The following is an 18,824-nucleotide window of genomic DNA, read 5'->3' on the forward strand; positions in this document are numbered from 1 at the left end:
CCGTCGGCCGTTGCCGTGCAAGGCCTGACTTTCTATCACCATCACCGCCCTGCTTGCGCCTGACGGGTGAGTGCGTCGGCCCGGGCCCTTGCGGCGTCTAGGATCTGGCGGATTTCGTCGCTTTTTTCGCCAGCCCTGGCGATCCCCGCCGATGGCGTCAGGCCGGGATCTTCGGCACCATCCCGGATCAATACTTCCTCCTCCAGGCTGCGCAGCAACTCGAGCGTGCTGTCAGGTCGCAGCAAGGCCGAGGTGAGCAGGCAGATCAGGATCTCGCGATGGGCGTTCAATCGCCCCTCGATGCTTTGTCCGTCGATCATGGAATTGTCGGTTTGCATCTCTCTGGGCCTTTCTGCCTTGATATCAACTGTGGCCTGCCACAATGCAGGGAACAATGAAGGCGGTCAAAAGTTTCATCAGCGAGCTGGAAATAGCAGGGCAGAGGGGATCCGCACGATGTCTGAACAAATCCGCAGGCCACGCTGGCGCCGCCATAGCGACCCGCGCGACAGACTGATCCTCGCATTGTCGGCCCAGCTCGACGCCGAGCGGCAGAAGCGCGAGGCCCTGCGGCTGGCGCTTGGACGGGGCACGATCGATCCGGCCTTTCTCAGAGCCATCGCAGAAGAGCCCGTTGTCGCAGACAGCGAGGATATCGCTGCCCTTCAGCAAACGCTTGCCCTTCGCGAGCAATCGCTGCAGGACGACCATCCGCGCGAGACGTGGATCTAGTGCAGCGTCGTTAATGTAAGTAATTGCTTACCGAAACTATATATCACAAGACTGACTGGGCGCGGTCTCGCGTCAGGCGCGCATAGACGTCGGCGTAATTTTCGGCGCTACGGTCCCAGGAATAGTCGGCACGCATCGCCTGCAATTGCATCCGCGCCCACTGGCGGCGATCCTCATACGCATCAGCGGCGCGGCGCAAGGCATGACGCAGCCCCTCCGGCCGTACGGGATGGAACTGGAAGCCAGTTGCCGCCCGCGCCGTCAGTGCCGCGTCGTTGGCATCTATGATCGTCTCCGACAGGCCGCCGGTTCGCGATACGACCGGCACACAACCGTAGCGCAACGCGTAAAGTTGCGTCAGGCCGCAGGGCTCGAAACGCGAGGGCTGGATGATCGCATCCGAACCGCCATGAATTTGATGCGCCGTCTGCTCGTTATAGCCGACCGACACGGCCATCCTGCCGGGAAACCGCGCTGCAGTGGATTTCAGTGCGTTCTCGATATCGTGGTCACCCTGGCCAAGCACGATCAGGCGACCGCCGCGATAGAGGATCTCGTCGGCGACTTCCGCCAGCATGTCCATGCCCTTCTGCCAGGTCAGGCGGGTCACCGCTGAAAACAGCGGGCCGTCACCAGCTTCGAGGCCAAAGCGCTCCAGCAGCAGCGCCTTGTTGCGCTTCTTGTTGCGGATCGTCTTGGCGTCATAGCGGTATGGAAGATAGCTGTCCGTCGCCGGGTTCCAGACGTCGTTGTCGATGCCGTTGACGATGCCCTGCAGCCGGTCAAGCCTGGCGTTGAGGACGCCGTCCAGTCCCATGCCGAAGGTCGGAGACAGGATTTCGCGCGCATAGGTCGGGCTGACGGCCGTGATGTGATCGGCCATCATCAGGCCACCCTTGAGATAGCTGATATCACCGAAATATTCGAGCCCATCGACGGAATAGGCCTCCGGCGGCAGGCCGATATAGGGCAGAAGGGTCGATGAATATTGACCCTGGAAGGCCAGGTTGTGGATGGTGAGCACCACCGGCACGGTCGATCCGATATGACGCATGTAGACCGGCGTCAGTGCCGCTTGCCAGTCATGACAATGCACGAGATCGGGGCGCCAGCCGGGCAGGGCGCCAGCCGCGATCTCGGCCGCCGCGAGCGACAGCACGGCAAAGCGTTTCCAGTTGTCCGGGTGGTCCGTTCCGTGCTGGTCGACATAGGGGCCGCCTTCACGGTCGAAGAGTGTCGGCGCATCAAGCACGAACAGGCTGAGCCCGTCGATCTCAAGGTGCCGCAGCATGGCGGCTTCACCGAGCAAGTCGTCAAACGCCATCAGCGGCGGATGCAGGCGCGCCAGTGCCAGCAAGGAAGGATAACCCGGAACCAGTGTATGGGTCTCGATGCCGAAGCGGGACAAGGCCTTTGGAAGCGCGCCGGTCACATCGGCGAGACCGCCCGTCTTGACCAGTGGATAGATTTCCGATGCCACGGCCAGTACCTGCAGCGGCACGCGCGCGATGCCATCTATGGCGAGCCGGAAATGCCCTTCAGCCTGCTGCAGTTCGCGCATGCGCTGAACGAATTGCGCCCGTCCGAAAGCGACGCTGATCTCGGCTTCGCCCATCGTCGTCATCGTTTCGGAACCTTGCCGGATCTTGCCGGTGCTTTGACGTTTGCAAGGTCGCCCGGTTCCGGTAGCGCTTGTGCCGGGGCCAAGATCGGTGTCCGGGCGTCGGCGATGCGGCGCCCAGCGTTGTCGCTCAGTCGATCCGCCGCGTCTTGTAACATCTGCCAGTCGATGAGTGCCGCATGCCAGTGATCTGCATCGCGGCCATCAGGACGGCCCTCCGCTTCCCAGTGTGAATAAGCTCTGCGGGCAATCCATTCGTCTCTGTCGGGCATGGTTCTCTCCGCTCTCCGCCGCTTTCCCGTCATGTCGAACAGACGTTGAGACCCGTCCCGCAGGGCGCGGGAAAAGACCAAAACAGCGGAAGACACCAGCGGCTGGCCTACGCCGCTCCGTTCTTCCGCTCTGTCCGTTCATTGACGAGATTAGACATGAGAGTAACGCCATCGTTGGCAATCGGTTCCCGGCTTCAGCAGGGATTTGAGCAGCAGGCGCTGTCACACCGTTGACCGTCAGTTCACTCTGGTCCGCTCACAGTTGCGCGCCCGCAAGATGGGCGCAGGTGGGCGTCGCTTTGCTGACGGATGGCATGAGCGACGGATGCACCGTCTGATCGCGACGGATTTGCCCAACCGCGACGCGCCGCACTGCAATTCGCTGGCATATTAGCGAAATCGGTTCTGCGGGCACCATTCATTAACCTTCAGGCAAGGAATTAACCATAATGATTGCTGGACACGTCGGAGTGGGACTTTTCCAAGTTTCCTTCGGGCATGAGGCCGTCCCGTCGTACCGGTTTTGACCCGGTCTGTAAAAATCATGCAGGCAGTTCGACAGACGGCTCGCCATGAATGCGGACGGACCTCCAGACGGGGTTCCATCACCTTGCATTCGCGTTTCGGCCACCCGCTCCATCGGCCTGCCCAGAAGGGGGCGATCTCGTTCGAGATCGCAGCAATACGGGCATTATGGCAAGTCAGGTCAATCCGACGGAACGGACAACGGGAGCGCAGGCGGGAAGCCTAGGCGAACGCCTGCGTTTTGCCGGCCTTGATGACAGCCACCGCGAATTGCTGCGCCAGAACCGCCACCTGCTCTCGCCGCAGGTGAAGACGGCGCTGCGCGATCTCTTCCAGCGTCTCCAGACATTTCCAGATGCGTCGCGCGCCTTTTCCAGCGAGCGTCAATACGATCGTTTCCATGACCTCCTGTCCTCGCACTGGGATGTGCTGACGGATGCCCGTTTCGACGCGCTCTATGCCGAGCGTGTAAAGGTTCTTTCCGACAGCGAAAGCCGCATGGGCCTTGACCCACGGTGGCACATCGCCGGCCACGCGGTTGTTCTCGAACATCTGCTGACGGCCGTGATCAGCGAAAATGCCGGCTCCGGTCTGCTGCCCTCGGCGCGCCGCCGCCAGCGCGAGGTCACCGACCTTGCCGGTGCGCTCGTGCGTCTGGTCATGGTCGATGTCGAAATCGCCGTTTCCCTGCGTTTCAACGAGCTGCGCGTCAAGCACCACCGCGACATGGCGGCCCAGCGCGAGCGCGATCGTGCCGAGGTTGAAGCGATTTTTGGTCCCATTATCGAAGGCCTGGCGGAGCGCGACCTGACCGTGCGCATCGGCGCGGATGTACCGGATGCCTATTGCGACCTCGCAAGCCGCATGAATGAGGCGCTGGAACAGCTCCAGACCGCGTTCCTGTCTTCCGAGGAAAAGTTGATGCAGGCCCGCGGCACGACCGATGCAATGGTCGCTGCCGCACGCGACTGTTCGGGGCGCGCCGATGCCCAGTCCGAGCAGCTGGGCGAGGCGTCCCGTGCGCTGGAAAGCCTGACATCCGAGGTGCGCGGCAGCGCCGGCAAGACGAAGAAGGCCGAAGCCTCGGTGGCCGCCACGCGTCAGTCGGTCGAGGCCAGCGGCCAGGTGGTCGGCCAGGCGATTTCGGCCATGGCCGATATCGAGGCTTCCGCCGAGCAGATCGGCCATATCATCGGTGCGATCGATGAAATTGCCTTCCAGACCAATCTTCTGGCGCTCAACGCCGGCATCGAGGCGGCTCGGGCCGGCGACAGCGGTCGCGGCTTTGCCGTTGTCGCCCAGGAAGTGCGGGCACTCGCCCAGCGCTCGGCCGATGCGGCGCGCGAAATCAAGACACTGGTCGCGACCACCAAGAACCAGGTCGTCGCCGGCGTCGACATGGTCGCCAGGACGCAAGGAGCCATTGCCGATATCGTCACGCAGGTTGGCGGCATCAGCGGCACCGTTTCTGAAATCGCCAGCGAGACGGATGCCCAGGCGACCGGGCTCGCCGACCTTTCCGGCATCGTGGCCGCTCTCGGCGCCGATGTCTCTTCAACCGCCGATCTCGCCCGCCGCTCCAGCGACAGCTCGGACGACCTGCACAAGGTCATCCTCGAACTTGGCGAGACGATCCGCGAATTCCATATCGAACGTCAGGTCCGCCCGTCAAAGCCGGTCTCGCCGCGTCTTGCCGCTTCGCCGGTGAGCGCCTCGCTGCTCGGTCCGCGCGCGTCTGACGGAGATAACCTCGACAACGCACCGTTTGATGATGATTTCGGCTTTTCGGTCCAGATCGCTGGGCTGGGAGGGTGAGGGGATTGTTTACCACCATGCGCTACACAGGAAGCTCAGGCGGCGAATGTCCGAACAAATAGTGGAATTTCTCAACCGGTTACCGGCTGGACCGGCACGATAGCTGCGGCTTCGTGAAACAAGGAAAGAAATGATGGCAGTCAAGAAAGGCCAACAGAAGAGTTTGAAACTCGCGGCAGTGCTGGACCTCAACGAGGCGTCCAATCTGAAGGCGAACATCCTCTCCTTGCGCGGTGCCCCGCTCACCATCGACGCCTCCGGCGTCGAGCGCGTCGGCGCACAGTGTGTCCAGGTCCTCATGGCTGCGGCCAAGGCCTGGGAAGCTGACAAGCACCCCTTCTCTTTCGGGAAGGCCTCGGAGGCCTTTCTCAAGACCCTTCAACTGATTGGCGTGAACGTCGACCATCTGCTCGCTAAGGAGATCCGGCAATGAAGAAAAAAGTGCTTACCGTGGATGACTCCAGAACCATCCGAAACATGCTTCTGGTCACACTCAACAATGCCGGCTTTGAAACCATTCAGGCCGAAGACGGCATTGAAGGTCTGGAAGTCCTCGAAGACTGCAATCCGGACGTCATCGTCACCGACATCAACATGCCGCGTCTCGATGGTTTCGGCTTTATCGAAGGCGTTCGCAAGAACGAGAAATACCGCGCCATTCCGATCCTGGTCCTGACCACGGAAAGCGACGCGGAAAAGAAGAACCGCGCGCGCCAGGCTGGTGCAACCGGATGGATCGTCAAGCCGTTCGATCCGACCAAGCTGATCGATGCCATCGAGCGTGTAACCGCCTAAGCCGGGATTTTCTCCTATGGATATGAACGAAATCAAAGAGATCTTCTTCCAGGAATGCGAGGAGCAGCTTGCAGAACTGGAATCCGGTCTTCTGAAAATGAATGACGGGGATCGTGACCCGGAGACGGTGAATGCCGTGTTCCGCGCGGTTCACTCGATCAAGGGCGGCGCAGGTGCTTTCGGTCTCGACGACCTGGTAGCTTTTGCGCATGTCTTTGAAACGACACTTGATTGCGTTCGTTCCAACAAGCTCGAACCCGGCCCGGAAGTGATGAAGGTCATGCTCAAGTCAGCCGACGTGCTGGCGGACCTGACCAATGCTGCCCGCGATGGCGGCAGCGTCGAGGCATCCCGATCGAGCGGCCTGGTTAAGGAACTGGAGGCGCTGGCGCATGGCGAACTGCCGGCAGCGTCTTCGGCTCCGGCGCCTGCAGCCCCGGTTGCCAAGGCACCGGCTGCATCCGACGATGGCTTCCAGCCTGTTCCCTTCTCCTTCGATGGTTTCGGAGAAGAAGAGGAAGCGGCCGCCCCGTCGACCTTCGAGGTCAGCTTCAAGCCGCGTCGCGACCTGTATTCCAAGGGCAACGAAGCCGCTCTCCTGCTGCGCGATCTCTCGCGCGTCGGCGAGATGAGCATCAATTGCATCATGGACGGCCTGCCGTCGCTCGATGATATGGACCCCGAGGAAGCCTATTTCGCCTGGAAAATCCAGATCAAGCCGGAAAAGGGCGAAGAAGCCATTCGGACCGTGTTCGAATTCGCCGAATGGGACTGTGACCTCGAGATCAAGATGATCGAGGCGGAAGCCAAGCCAGCCGGCGAAGAGCTTCCGATGATCCCCGTACCCTTCGATCTGTCGGCTCTCGACGACGGCCCGGAAATGGTCGCTGCCGAAACGGTCAACGCCGCTGTCGAGGCTGCCGAAACTGCGACCCGGGTCAGCAAGCTAGCCGCCGCCAAGGCGGAAAAGAAGGAATCGCCAGCGGCTGCCGCCGCAGCCGCTGCCGCTGCTGCCGCCGCCCAGGCCAACAACGCCGCCGGCCAGACCATCCGCGTCGATCTCGACCGCGTCGACCGCCTGATCAACCTGGTCGGCGAGCTCGTCATCAACCAGGCGATGCTCTCCCAGAGCGTCATTGAAAACGATGCGACCGGCACGTCCGCAGTCAACATGGGCCTCGAAGAGCTGCAGCAGCTCACCCGCGAGATCCAGGATTCGGTCATGGCGATCCGCGCGCAGCCGGTGAAGCCGGTCTTCCAGCGCATGTCGCGTATCGTCCGCGAAGTTGCCGACATGGTCGGTAAGTCGATCCGCCTCGTCACCGAAGGTGAAAACACCGAAGTCGACAAGACGGTTATCGACAAGCTCGCCGAGCCTTTGACCCACATGATCCGAAATGCCGTCGACCACGGCATCGAGAGCCCCGAAAAGCGTGCGGCCGCCGGCAAGGAGCCGGAAGGCACGATCAAGCTGACGGCGAAGCATCGCTCCGGCCGTATCGTCATCGAACTGGTCGACGACGGTGCCGGTATCAACCGCGAGCGTGTCCGCCAGAAGGCGATCGATAACGAACTGATCGCGGCCGATGCCAACCTGACGGACGAAGAGATCGACAACCTGATCTTCGCGCCCGGCTTCTCGACCGCCGACAAGATCTCCGACATTTCCGGCCGCGGCGTCGGCATGGACGTGGTCAAGCGCTCGATCCAGGCACTGGGTGGCCGTATCTCGATCACCTCGCGTCCGGGCCTTGGCTCGACCTTCACCATGAGCCTTCCGCTGACGCTTGCCGTTCTCGACGGTATGGTCGTCACGGTTGCCGGCCAGACCCTCGTCGTCCCGTTGACGGCGATCGTCGAAACTCTGCAGCCGGAAGCGCAGAACATCCACTCCTTCGGTGCCAACCAGCGCCTGATCTCGATCCGCAACTCCTTCTGCCCGCTGGTGGATGTCGGCCGGATCCTGAACTTCCGCGGAACCCAGGCCAATCCTGTCGAAGGCGTGGCACTGTTGGTCGAATCGGAAGGCGGCGGACAGCGCGCTCTGATGGTCGATGCCATCCAGGGTCAGCGCCAGGTCGTCATCAAGTCGCTCGAAGCCAACTACACCCATGTTCCGGGCATTGCCGCAGCAACCATCCTTGGTGATGGACGTGTGGCGCTGATCCTCGACGTGGATGCCGTCGTCGCCGCCTCGCGCGGCCAGTCACTCAAGCAGGAAATGTCACTAGCAGTCGCAGGATAGTCTCATGTCGTATGCGGTCAGAAGCCTTGCAGAAGGAAATCGTGAACTCATCGCCTTTCGGATCGGCGAGCAGGAGTTTTGCGTGAACATCATGTCGGTGCGCGAGATTCGCGGGTGGACCCCCGCGACTCCGCTGCCACATTCGCCCAGCCATGTCCTGGGGGTGATCAATCTGCGCGGCGCCGTACTGCCGATCATGGATCTGTCCCGACGCCTCGGCATGAAGCCGGTCGAACCCAGTACGCGCCATGTGATCATCGTGGTGCAGGTTCGCTCGAAAGTGATCGGCCTGCTGGTTGAGGCAGTTTCCGACATTCTGACCGTGACTGAGGACAACATACAACCGACGCCGGAGATCTCCTCCGACCTCGAACGCCAATATGCCCGCGGCATTCTCGCGATCGACAAGCGGATGATCTGCTTGATCGAGCTTGGTGCTCTCTTTACCGACGCCGAAAGCGAGGCTGCATGACATTTGCAATGAGTTCATCAAGGCAATCGGACGACGAGGTCCTGGCCAGCGGCGAATACCCGCTGACCCGTCGCGATCTGAACGAGATCGCGGCGATGATCTATTCGGATGCCGGTATTGCCCTGAATGATTCCAAGGCATCTCTGGTCTATTCGCGATTGTCCAAGCATATCCGCAATCTCGGCCTGTCGGGCTTCCGTGCCTATTGCCAGCTTGTCGCCTCGCAAGAGGGTGCTGGCGAACGCCGCGAAATGCTCTCGCATCTGACGACGAACTTCACCCGCTTCTTCCGCGAGAACCACCACTTCGAGCATCTGCGCGACGAGGTCCTTCCCGGACTGATCGCCCGGGCCAAGGCCGGTGGTCGCGTGCGCATCTGGTCCGCGGCCAGTTCGGACGGTCAGGAACCGTATTCGATCGCGCTGACGGTGCTTCAGGCATTTCCCAATGCCGCCGACTATGACTTCAAGATCCTGGCGAGCGACATCGATCCCAAGATCCTCGCCATTGCCCGTCAGGGTGCCTATGACGAGCAGGCGCTGGAAACCGTTTCTCCGGCCATGCGCAAGCAGTGGTTCAAGGAGACCGAAATCAACGGCCGCCGCAAGTTCCAGGTCGATGACCGCCTGAAGCGCATCATCACCTTCAACGAGCTGAACCTGATGTCGCAGTGGCCGTTCAAGGGCAATTTCGACGTCATCTTCTGCCGCAACGTCGTGATCTATTTCGACGAGCCGACCCAGGTTAAGATCTGGGGTCGTTTCGCCGGGCTGCTGCCGGTCGGTGGTCACCTCTATATCGGCCATTCGGAGCGTGTCTCCGGCGATCCGAAGAACGATTTCGACAATATCGGCATCACCACCTATCGCTATCTCGGCAAGCAGGGAGGCCGCAAATAATGGGCAATCCCGCACGCGTTCTTGTTGTCGATGACAGCCCGACCATGCGCGGCCTGATCACGGCTGTGCTGAGCCAGGATCCGGATGTCAGCGTTGTCGGCCAGGCCGGCGACGCCATGGAGGCCCGCGCGGCCATCAAGCAGTTGAACCCGGATGTCGTGACGCTCGACATCGAGATGCCGAACATGAATGGCCTCGAATTCCTCGAGAAAATCATGAAGCTGCGTCCGATGCCGGTCATCATGGTCTCGACCATGACCCATCGCGGTGCGGAAGCGACGCTGGCGGCGCTTGAGATCGGCGCCTTCGATTGCGTCGCAAAGCCCGTCCCGGGTGACGCCCGTCCGTTCGGCGAGCTGGCGGAAAAGGTCAAGGCCGCGGCCCGCTCGCAGCACCGTCATGCGCCGGCTCCACAGCTGCAGCCGCTGGCGGCTGCCCCTGTCGCCGATTTCCGCGTTGGTCGCAAGATCGTCGCCATCGGCTCTTCGACCGGTGGTGTCGAGGCGCTGATCGCGGTCCTGCAGAAGTTTCCGCGCAATTGCCCGCCGACGGTCATCACGCAGCACATGCCGCCGACCTTCACCAAGAGTTTTGCCGAACGCCTGAACAGGCTTTGTGCCCCGGTCGTGGAGGAGGCAACCGACGGTGCAAGGCTCGAAATCGGCAAGATCTATCTTGCTCCGGGCGGCGATCGTCATCTGCAGGTGTCGAACGCTTCGGCACCGTGCTGCCGCCTCGTCGAACGTGCGCCGGTCAATGGCCACCGCCCATCCGTCGACGTGCTGTTTGATTCGGTTGCCGAACTCGCGGGACGCAGTGCCGTTGGCGTGATCCTGACGGGGATGGGGCGCGATGGCGCCTCAGGCCTGTTGAAGATGCGCCACGCCGGTGCCCGCACCATCGGTCAAAACGAAAAGACCTGCGTGGTCTATGGCATGCCCCGCGTCGCCCACGAACTGGGCGCCGTGGAACATCAGCTGCCGCTTGGTTCCATTGGGGAGGAGATCCTCAAACTCACTGCCGCCCGAAAAGAAGGTATCGAATAATGTCCATAGCCGAAAAAATCAAAGTTCTGATCGTCGACGATCAGGTCACCAGCCGCCTCCTCCTGTCGGATGCCCTGACCCAGCTTGGCTTCAAGCAGATCACGGCCGCCGGCGACGGTGTACAGGGAATGAAGGTCATGGAGCAGCAGCCCCATCATCTGGTCATCTCCGACTTCAACATGCCGAACATGGATGGCCTTGGCCTTCTCCAGGCTGTTCGTACCAATCCGAACACCAAGAAGGCAGCCTTCATCATCCTGACCGCTCAGGGCGACCGTGCGCTGGTGCAGAAGGCCGCTCAGTTGGGTGCCAACAACGTTCTCGCCAAGCCTTTCACCATCGAAAAGATGAAGGCAGCGATCGAAGCCGTATTCGGAGCATTGAAATAAAATGGTCGAGGACAGTGCAGCTAAACGCGTCCATATCATTCAGGGCGAGTGGAAGGTAAGCGACGACCCGAATGTGGTCTTGTCGACGATCCTCGGCTCGTGCGTGGCTGCCTGTATTCGGGATCCGAATGCCGGAGTTGGAGGTATGAACCACTTCCTCCTTCCAGGTTCTGCTGTCCCCGGTGCTGGCGGTGGTGACGCCACGCGCTACGGGGTCCATTTGATGGAGCTTCTGATCAACGGCCTCCTGAAGAAGGGGGCCCGCAGGGACCGGTTGGAAGCCAAGATCTTCGGCGGCGCAAAGACCATTGCGACGTTCTCCAATGTCGGCGAGCAGAATGCAGCCTTTGCGACCCAGTTCCTGCGCGATGAAGGGATCAGGGTTGTCGGTTCCTCCACGGGGGGCGATCACGGCCGCAAGCTGGAATTCTGGCCGATCAGCGGCCGCGCGAGACAGTATCCGCTCACAGGCGCGGAAACACAAAAGACGGTTGCGCTGGAAAGGCGCCCGGCTCCTGTGTCGAAGCCGGTGGAAAGTTCAATCGAGTTTTTCTAGTACTGGAAATCGGATGCAAAACGAAAACAAAGCCGACGTTGCGGGCCTCGAGGAAGCGTTGCCGGAAATCCTCATGCGCATCGTCAGCGAGTTGCATGACGTTGCCTATCTGATCGAGCGTGTCGAGCCACAACTTTTGGAACTGGGCGGTTCGAAAGTGCTGGAATCCTCTGACAGCATCAAGGTGCTGCAGGGCATCGACCTCGCCGTTCAGAAGACGCGTGGACTGGCAGAATTCATCGATACGATCACCGGTTCGATTCCCTCGGCCTGGATGATCGACATGACGACGGCCCTCAGCCTCGTCAAGCTTGCCGAAATGCAGAAGACGCTGGGTGCCGGTTTGCGCCATGGCCATTCCCAACCCCTGAGCAAGGCGGCTGGCGACTTCGACTTCTTCTAGCGTGCCGCCTGTTTGTCAGGCATCCTTCTTTCCTGGCTAAGCCGAAATGAATTCGGCATTTCAGCCTCGCGAAACTCTCGCACAAGTTTCGCTTTCTATGGTCTCGCCAAGGGCAAAAGCCCTCAAACCTTTCTTTATGATGGTGCGAGACAGAATGAATCTGTTAAATCAATTACTTCAGGTGCTGAAAAACTTCGGGTCGTTAGGCCAGACGAAGCTTTTGGCCATGGGCGGTGTAGCCCTTGTTTCATTCGCAATCATCATTGCTGGTGCTCTTTACGTTAACAAACCGGCCTTCGAGACGCTTTATGTGGGCCTGGAACCGGTCGATCTGAACCAGGTCAGCATTGCGCTCGCCGAATCAGGGCTGAACTTTGAAGTCGGGACCGACGGCGCGAGCATTCGTGTTCCCGTCGGCATGACCAGCAAGGCCCGTCTCCTGCTCGCCGAGCGCGGCCTGCCCAACAGCGCCAATGCCGGTTATGAGCTTTTCGACAATGTCGGCTCGCTGGGCCTCACCTCCTTCATGCAGGAAGTGACGCGTGTCCGCGCTCTGGAGGGTGAAGTCGCACGCACCATCCAGCAGATCAGCGGCATCGCGGCTGCCCGCGTGCATATCGTCATGCCGGATGTCGGCAATTTCCGTCGTGGCGAGCAGAAGCCGACAGCATCCGTCATGATTCGAGCGGCCTCCGATGCGGGCCGCAAATCCGCCGCCTCCATCCGCCATCTTGTTGCATCCTCGGTTCCGGGTCTGGACGTCGAGGATGTCACGATTCTGGATTCGACCGGCCAGCTTCTGGCATCCGGCGACGAAACAGGCGGCGCCGCAACGCGCTCGCTCGGCGTCGTGCAGTCGGTTCAGCAGGAAATTGAATCGAACATTGACAAGGCGCTCGCGCCGTTCCTCGGCATGGACAATTTCCGTTCCAGCGTCACGGCCCAGCTGAACACCGACAGCCAGCAGATCCAGGAAACGATCTACGATCCGGAATCGCGCGTCGAACGTTCGGTGCGCGTCACCAAGGAAGCGCAGAAATCCCTGCAGCGCCAGTCGGATACGGCCGCGACCGTCGAGCAGAACATTCCCCAGGCAGCCCCCGAAAGCGGCGGCGCCGGTCCTGAATCCTCTGACGAGCAGGACAAGAAGGAAGAGCAGACCAATTACGAAATCAACAGCAAGACCGTTGCCACCGTCCGCAACAGCTACACGCTCGAGAAGATCTCGGTGGCTGTCGTGGTCAACAAGGGTCGCATTGCCAAGATGGTCGGCGAACCGGTCGACCAGGCGAAGATCGATGCCTATCTCGCCGAGATGCAGAAGATCGTGTCTTCGGCCTCCGGCCTTGATGCTGCCCGCGGCGACGTCGTCACGCTGACCGCCATGGACTTCCTCGAAAACCAGCTGCTCGAGGAATCGGCCAGCGGACCGGGCATCATGGAAATCCTCAGCCGCAACGTCGGCGGGATCATCAATTCGCTCGCGTTCGTCGCCGTCGCCTTCCTGATCGTCTGGATGGGCATCCGTCCGATGGTGCGCAGCGCCGGTGGTGGCGGTGCGGCGGCCCTGACCGGCGATCTCGGCGAGCAGGCGGCAGGTCTCGAGCTGCCCGATTTCTCGCCCGCCCTCGGCGGGGGTGCCGGCAGCTCGCTCATGGACGGCTTCGGTTCCGACTTCGGCTTCGACAGCACCGACGACCTGCTCACGCTCGACGACGACCCGAATGGCGGCTTCAACCGTCGGGTCAAGGAAGGCCCCGAGCGGCGTCTCTCCCGCATGGTGGAGCTCTCCGAGGAGCGCGCTGCCAAGATCCTCCGCAAATGGGCTGTGGACAACGCAGCTTGAGGAAAAATGGCTCACAAACGCAAACCGCGCCCACAGGCGCGGTTTTTTGCGTTATGGTCCCGGCGTCGCAGTATTACAGCGCGGCGCCCGCAATGGGATCCTCTCTTTAATTGGGGATGTACCGCGACTGGTTGTGATCTTTGACTATTTATATTTTAAAATGAACATGATTCGTTAGGTCCGTGAGTTGAAGGCAAGCGTTGAGTCGGTTTCGGCCGGTGATGACCGCCTGTGTATCTTCTCGCTGGGATGTCACGTCCTCGAAGGGGGCAACACTGTATGGATGCCGAGCTGACAACGGAGGGATCAGGAAGCAGAGTGCGCTCGTCCGCACATGCCGAGCCTCCGCAGGGCTCGTCTTCGAGGGAAATCCTGATCCACAGACTCGCAGCGCCCGGGCAGGCTGGTGATCTTGCCCACTGCTTGCGCATGCTGACCGAATATCTGGGTGTCTCGCACTATCTCCTGGCCCGCTATGACCTTGTTCAGGAGGACGGCCTCGATTTTGTCGTGGCCTCCGATTGGCCGTTCGATCTGGTCCGCCGTCTGGACAGCGAATTGGCCACGACATATTCGCAGTCGACCGAACTTGAGAAATGCATGTCGGTTCTGCAGCCGAAATACAATCTTCTGCCGGATGACGCGCATGTGCCGGACGGCATCAGCCGCCAGTATTGCTCGGTCACCCTGAATGTCGGCCGCACGCGCCTTGCCTTGATGCTGCTCTTTCCGCAGGACTACATTCTCTCGGCCGATCGATTGCGCGAAGTGGGCCTGCTGATCGGCTATGTTGTCGGCCTGTCGGTCAGCAAGGGACAGAAAAGCGACCGTGATTTCGAACTGACCGAGCGCGAGCTAGAATGCCTTTTCTGGATTGCCGAGGGCAAGACCAGCGATGAGATAGCCACGATCCTGGGCATCTCGCGCAACACGATCAACAACTACATCACCAGCGTGATGCGCAAGACGGCAACCAAGACACGTTCTGAAGCGATCGCCTATGCGGTCAGAAACAATCTCGTCTAAGGGGGCGGAATGGGCCATCAAAACAGACCCGGCGGTGCCACTCTTGATGATGCGACCTGGTCTAGCCAGCGCCCTGTTACGTCCCGCACCGATATCTTTCCCAAGCTGGTCGCGCTGCAGCGCTCGCTGAATGCCCGCGGCTTTGCCGCCTTCCGTGTCGCCGGCGCCAGCCTGCCGCACAAGCGTCGCCTCGATGCGGAATACGAGAACTGGAGTTCAGGACTGAGCAGCGGGCGTGAGGCTTTCGTGGCGGCCTATGGCGATACTCTGCTCGGACATATCGAGGCGTCGACCCTGCCGCTCATGTGGTGCGCGGACGACGAATCGAGCTTCATCGAAGCGTCCGATTTTACCCCCTTCACCACCCAGGTGAATGCCCGTCTCCTGCCATATTCCGGCATCGCCTTTCCGGTGCGCCTGGGCGCCGTGGGCAACGGCTACATCGTGTTTCCGACAGCCGGTGGTGCCGATCTGCCGGGAGAGCTGGTGCTTTCCGTGCACAGCCGATGCTATCAGGTGATGACCGATATCCTGTCGCTCGATGAGCGCAAGTCGATGACATCGGAGACTTTGAGCGAGCGCGAGATCGCCTGCCTGCAGCTCGCCGGCGACGGACGTATCAGTGAAGAGATTGCCGAACGGCTGGGCCTGTCTGTCCACACCGTCAACGCCTATCTCGGCTCCGCGACGATCAAGCTGGATTCGGTCAACCGCATACAGGCAATCGCCAAGGCGATCCGCCTTGGCTATATCACTTAGAGCCGTTGATTTTTTCCGCAGCTTTCAGCCGTAGAGCGGCGTCGCCTGTGCCTTGACGAAGCGGGCTTCGCGCAGCCGTTGCTCGAGCATGCGTGTGTTCGCATCCGGGTCGCCGGCCGTTTCATGGAACGCGATGTGATTGATCTCGAGCCCTGCGGTCTCGTTGGTCAGGGTCAACTGCGCATAGATCGTAATATCGCGCGGCTTGATCTCGAGATCGAGGACGATCTCCGGCGGACCACCCCATTCGAGCCGATACTCGCCGCCAGAGCCGAAATTGACGGTGCCCGGATGAAAATAGAGTTCCGCGGCCGAAGAAACGAGATCTGCAATATTCCCGTAAAGTTCGAAGCGTAAAAGCGAAATGAGATCGGCTGCGTCGAGCAGGCGCATCTCACTTGCGACGGGGCTGATGGCTTCTGCCACAATACGTTCACGCTGGGTGGTGTAAGAGCACTTTTTCATAGTGGCTAGCGGATCCGTCTCTTGGGGGCCTTCGACGCGTAGACTCGGTGAACGAGTTCGGCGACGGCCTTATAAAATAACGACGGGATCACGCTATCCACTGAGACTTGCGCAAACATGGAGCGGGCGAGGGGCGGATCTTCAAATATGGGGATATTGTGCTCACCGGCGATTTCTCGGATCTTCAGCGCAACGAGATCCTGACCCTTGGCGACGACGATCGGAGCTTCGTTTTCCTCGCGCACATAGCGTAGCGCCACGGCAAAATGCGTCGGATTGGTGATCACCAGCGTGGCGCGCGGCACATTGGCAATCATGCGCCGGCGGGCGCGGTCCCTGGCGATCGAGCGCTGGCGCGCCTTGACCACCGGGTCACCTTGGGATTGCTTGTGTTCGTCCTTGATTTCCTGCTTGCTCATGCGCAGCTGCTCGTACCAGTGGTACCGCGTCCAGAACACGTCGACCGCCGCCAGCAATGCCGTGGCGAGCAGGATGATGATCAGCATCTTTTTCACGATGACGGCGAATTTGACGAAGATGGTCTGAGGATCGGAGAACATCGAATCGATCATCGCGTAGTAGTCGTTGCGCAGCGCAAAGACCATGATCACCGAGACGATGACGATCTTGAACAGCGACTTGCCGAATTCGACCATGCCCGGACCGCTGAAGATGCGTGTCCAGCCTTTTGCGAGCGAGATGCGGCTCGCCTGGGGCGTGATTCGGTCGAGTACGAATGTGGGAAGATGCTGGACAATGCTGGATCCGGCACCGAGCACCATGAACAGGATGAAGGCCGGAGCAAGCAGCGCGCCGATTTCCCAGCCGAGATGGGTAAACAGCGACACCACATCCGTCGCCGTGCCGAGTCGCCACTGGTCAGGCCGATCGAAAAGATCTTTCAGCGTTTCGCCAAGCCGTCCAATTCCGCCAGGCAGGAAGAAGACGAGGTAGAAATAGAATCCCAGAGTGGAGGTAAACAGCGCGAGTTCGCGTGATATCGGGACGTTGCCCTTCTCATGCGCGTCGCGCACCTTTTTCTCGGTAGGGTCTTCTGTTTTGCTGTCTTTGTCTTCATCGTCAGCCATGACCGTTGCCCTTCAGGCTGGTGCGGGCCGCATGGGCTCGCTGGATGAAGTCGGCGCCGTTCAGGCCCGCCGGCAGGCTACGTTCCTCGCGCCCGGATAAAACGTAACCGCCCGCCGATTGCGGTTCAATCGGCGGGCGGCAATTAGTCGGGTTTTCAACAGAGGCGCAGGCTCAGGCGGCCTGATTCTCGCCTTCCGTCTCCTTGAGCTGGATCTGGCCGGCATTGGCGAGGCGAATCGCTTCCTGCGCGACGGCGCGACGGGCGATGGCGATCTCGCGGGGATTGACCCCCGTGGTGCCGGATTGCAGGTCCGATTCGATCATGCGGCGTGAACGCGGGCTGATCGATGCGAGCACACATTCCTTGATCTCGGTGCTGGCGCCGCGAAGCGCCATCGTGAGGATATCGGCGGAAATGTCGTTGAGCAGCAGGACGCGGCTGCGCTGCGGCATGGCGAGCAGATCCTCGAACAGGAAGATCTTCGGGCGAACCTTGTTGACCGATTCCTTGCTGATCGATTCCAGCGAGGTGAGCAAGGTATCGACTTCGGTCTTTTCCAGCTCGTTCATCAGTTCGGCAACCTTTGCCGAACCTGTCGAATTGCGGTCTGCATCGATCTCGGCAATCAGGTCATGGACCCGGTTTTCGATGATCTGTGCCGCCTTCGGGCTGACATTCTTCAGGTTGACGGTACGGTTCATGATGTCGGCGCGACGGCTGTCCGGCAGTTTCAGCAGCACCTTTGCACCGAAGGATGACGGCAACATCGACAGGATATAGGCAACCGTCTGCGGGTGTTCGCGCATGAGGAACTTGGCGATGAAGTCCGGCTCCGCATCCTGCAGGCGGTCCCAGATCGATGCCTCATAGGCCTGGAAGGCCGTGCGACGGCCGAGAAGGCCATCGACCTCTTCCGGCGTCAGGCCTTCCTCGAGAATGCTCTCGATCGCCTTGGCATTGTCCATGAGGCCTGCACCTTCGGTGAACAGGTCCTCGAATTCGTTGACCAGATCCGTCAGTTCATCCGGCGGAATGGTGCGCAGCGTCTGGGCCGACGCGATGATCGTCTGCAGTTCCGCCTGGGTGAAGTATTTGAGCAGCTTGCCGGCCACGCCCTTTCCCATGGCCAGCAGCACGGCGGCTGCCTTGTCGGCCTGGGAAAGCGGTTTACCGGTTAAGGGGCCGCCAAAATCGTCAAAGTCCATCATGGTCTTTCCTCTCTGGCCCGGTCATGGGGTCAGGATGTCTTGGTCGCCATCACTTCGATCAGCTTTACACCGAAGCGGGTGTCGTCATTTTCCAGCACGGTGATCTCGCCGCGCGCAATGCGCCGACCGTTCACCATGATCTCGACGGGCTCGCCGATCTTCTTGTCGAGCGCGATAATGGCGCCTTCCTCGAGATTCATAAGCCCTGAAACCTGCATGCGGCTGGAGCCGAGCACGATCTGGACTTCGATCGGGATGTCCATGATCAGGTCGATATTGGCGCTCAGGCCGCTGCCAGGTGCCTGGCTGCTGCTAGGGGCGCTGTCGAAAGACGAATCACCGCCGAAGCTGTCGTCGCCGAAGGCGTCATCGGTACCGAAAGCATCTCCGGTTCCCAGATCGCTGGTCGCGGCCGATCCGCCGAAATCGGATTCGAAAGCGGCCAACGGATCGCTGGAGCCGCCGAAATCGTTGAGGTCCACGCCAAAATCGGAGCCGATGTCGGGGAGCGTGCCTTCGGCATCTGCTTTCAGGACGCCGCGCAGGTCATCGACTGCCATGTCGAAATCCGCATCGGAACCCGGCATTGCCAGAGCGTCTGCTTCCGTCTTGGGGGTCTTTTTCGTAGCCATGGATTCATTATTCCTGTTGAAACTTGCC

At 60.6% G+C, this 18,824-nt stretch carries 21 protein-coding genes; 14 read left to right on the plus strand and 7 right to left on the minus strand.

Going from position 1 to position 18,824, the window contains the following annotated elements; all coding sequences use genetic code 11:
- Positions 1–41: 41 nt before the first annotated feature.
- A complete protein-coding gene (locus LQ231_RS05460; protein WP_230170586.1) occupies positions 42–338 on the minus strand; it encodes a hypothetical protein in 297 nt (98 codons plus the stop codon).
- A 118-nt stretch (positions 339–456) separates the two neighbouring features.
- Between LQ231_RS05460 and LQ231_RS05465 the strand changes: the two genes are divergently transcribed.
- Positions 457–732: a hypothetical protein gene (locus tag LQ231_RS05465; RefSeq protein WP_113140286.1), complete on the plus strand. Its 276-nt coding sequence runs from the start codon at positions 457–459 to the stop codon at positions 730–732.
- A 43-nt stretch (positions 733–775) separates the two neighbouring features.
- Here the strand turns inward: LQ231_RS05465 and glgA are convergent, their stop codons facing one another.
- Positions 776–2,227 (minus strand): glycogen synthase GlgA, encoded by a 1,452-nt coding sequence (gene glgA, locus LQ231_RS05470; RefSeq protein WP_230173249.1) that lies wholly within the window; start codon positions 2,225–2,227, stop codon positions 776–778.
- Between the two features lie 125 nt (positions 2,228–2,352).
- Positions 2,353–2,625 carry a DUF2934 domain-containing protein gene (locus tag LQ231_RS05475; RefSeq protein ID WP_230170587.1) on the minus strand — a complete coding sequence of 91 codons (273 nt, stop codon included), beginning with the start codon at positions 2,623–2,625 and terminating at the stop codon, positions 2,353–2,355.
- A gap of 693 nt (positions 2,626–3,318) precedes the next feature.
- Here LQ231_RS05475 and LQ231_RS05480 point away from each other — a divergent pair.
- The 13 genes from LQ231_RS05480 to LQ231_RS05540 all read left to right on the plus strand — a co-directional run bounded on the left by LQ231_RS05480 (position 3,319) and on the right by LQ231_RS05540 (position 15,401).
- Entirely contained in the window at positions 3,319–4,965 is a 1,647-nt protein-coding gene (locus LQ231_RS05480; RefSeq protein WP_230170588.1) for a globin-coupled sensor protein, read from the plus strand.
- A 133-nt stretch (positions 4,966–5,098) separates the two neighbouring features.
- Complete coding sequence (locus tag LQ231_RS05485) at positions 5,099–5,398, plus strand: STAS domain-containing protein (RefSeq protein WP_007604187.1); 300 nt, start codon at positions 5,099–5,101, stop codon at positions 5,396–5,398.
- On the plus strand, positions 5,395–5,760 hold the full coding sequence (gene cheY1, locus LQ231_RS05490) for a chemotaxis response regulator CheY1 (RefSeq protein ID WP_007604188.1): 366 nt from the start codon (positions 5,395–5,397) through the stop codon (positions 5,758–5,760). Before LQ231_RS05485 ends, cheY1 begins: the two co-directional genes overlap by 4 nt.
- Positions 5,761–5,776: 16 nt before the next feature.
- Positions 5,777–8,005, plus strand: coding sequence for a chemotaxis protein CheA (locus LQ231_RS05495; protein WP_113140289.1), 2,229 nt, complete (start codon positions 5,777–5,779; stop codon positions 8,003–8,005).
- A 4-nt stretch (positions 8,006–8,009) separates the two neighbouring features.
- A complete protein-coding gene (locus tag LQ231_RS05500) occupies positions 8,010–8,477 on the plus strand; it encodes a chemotaxis protein CheW (protein ID WP_230170589.1) in 468 nt (155 codons plus the stop codon).
- A complete protein-coding gene (gene cheR / locus LQ231_RS05505; RefSeq protein ID WP_230170590.1) occupies positions 8,474–9,376 on the plus strand; it encodes a protein-glutamate O-methyltransferase in 903 nt (300 codons plus the stop codon). The genes LQ231_RS05500 and cheR overlap by 4 nt, the downstream gene beginning before the upstream one ends.
- Positions 9,376–10,422, plus strand: a complete 1,047-nt coding sequence (gene cheB / locus LQ231_RS05510) for a protein-glutamate O-methylesterase CheB (RefSeq protein ID WP_113140292.1) — start codon at positions 9,376–9,378, stop codon at positions 10,420–10,422. Before cheR ends, cheB begins: the two co-directional genes overlap by 1 nt.
- Positions 10,422–10,811: a response regulator gene (locus LQ231_RS05515; protein ID WP_007604199.1), complete on the plus strand. Its 390-nt coding sequence runs from the start codon at positions 10,422–10,424 to the stop codon at positions 10,809–10,811. The genes cheB and LQ231_RS05515 overlap by 1 nt, the downstream gene beginning before the upstream one ends.
- Position 10,812: 1 nt before the next feature.
- Positions 10,813–11,367 (plus strand): chemoreceptor glutamine deamidase CheD, encoded by a 555-nt coding sequence (gene cheD, locus LQ231_RS05520; RefSeq protein ID WP_113140293.1) that lies wholly within the window; start codon positions 10,813–10,815, stop codon positions 11,365–11,367.
- A 13-nt stretch (positions 11,368–11,380) separates the two neighbouring features.
- Positions 11,381–11,770, plus strand: coding sequence for a hypothetical protein (locus tag LQ231_RS05525; protein ID WP_007604203.1), 390 nt, complete (start codon positions 11,381–11,383; stop codon positions 11,768–11,770).
- Positions 11,771–11,924: 154 nt separating this feature from the next.
- Positions 11,925–13,616, plus strand: a complete 1,692-nt coding sequence (fliF, locus tag LQ231_RS05530; protein ID WP_162742563.1) for a flagellar basal-body MS-ring/collar protein FliF — start codon at positions 11,925–11,927, stop codon at positions 13,614–13,616.
- A gap of 318 nt (positions 13,617–13,934) precedes the next feature.
- Complete coding sequence (locus tag LQ231_RS05535; protein ID WP_230170591.1) at positions 13,935–14,642, plus strand: helix-turn-helix transcriptional regulator; 708 nt, start codon at positions 13,935–13,937, stop codon at positions 14,640–14,642.
- Positions 14,643–14,651: 9 nt separating this feature from the next.
- Complete coding sequence (locus LQ231_RS05540) at positions 14,652–15,401, plus strand: helix-turn-helix transcriptional regulator (RefSeq protein WP_230170592.1); 750 nt, start codon at positions 14,652–14,654, stop codon at positions 15,399–15,401.
- 24 nt (positions 15,402–15,425) lie between these two features.
- Here the strand turns inward: LQ231_RS05540 and LQ231_RS05545 are convergent, their stop codons facing one another.
- The 4 genes from LQ231_RS05545 to fliN form a co-directional block, all read right to left on the minus strand.
- Positions 15,426–15,866, minus strand: a complete 441-nt coding sequence (locus tag LQ231_RS05545; protein WP_113140295.1) for a hypothetical protein — start codon at positions 15,864–15,866, stop codon at positions 15,426–15,428.
- Positions 15,867–15,871: 5 nt separating this feature from the next.
- On the minus strand, positions 15,872–16,954 hold the full coding sequence (gene flhB, locus LQ231_RS05550) for a flagellar biosynthesis protein FlhB (RefSeq protein ID WP_113140296.1): 1,083 nt from the start codon (positions 16,952–16,954) through the stop codon (positions 15,872–15,874).
- A 172-nt stretch (positions 16,955–17,126) separates the two neighbouring features.
- Positions 17,127–18,164, minus strand: coding sequence for a flagellar motor switch protein FliG (gene fliG / locus LQ231_RS05555; RefSeq protein WP_113140297.1), 1,038 nt, complete (start codon positions 18,162–18,164; stop codon positions 17,127–17,129).
- A 29-nt stretch (positions 18,165–18,193) separates the two neighbouring features.
- A complete protein-coding gene (gene fliN, locus LQ231_RS05560) occupies positions 18,194–18,796 on the minus strand; it encodes a flagellar motor switch protein FliN (RefSeq protein ID WP_230170593.1) in 603 nt (200 codons plus the stop codon).
- Between the last annotated feature and the right edge of the window lie 28 nt (positions 18,797–18,824).

The organism is Rhizobium sp. CECT 9324 (genome assembly GCF_918741265.1).
GTDB lineage: Bacteria > Pseudomonadota > Alphaproteobacteria > Rhizobiales > Rhizobiaceae > Allorhizobium.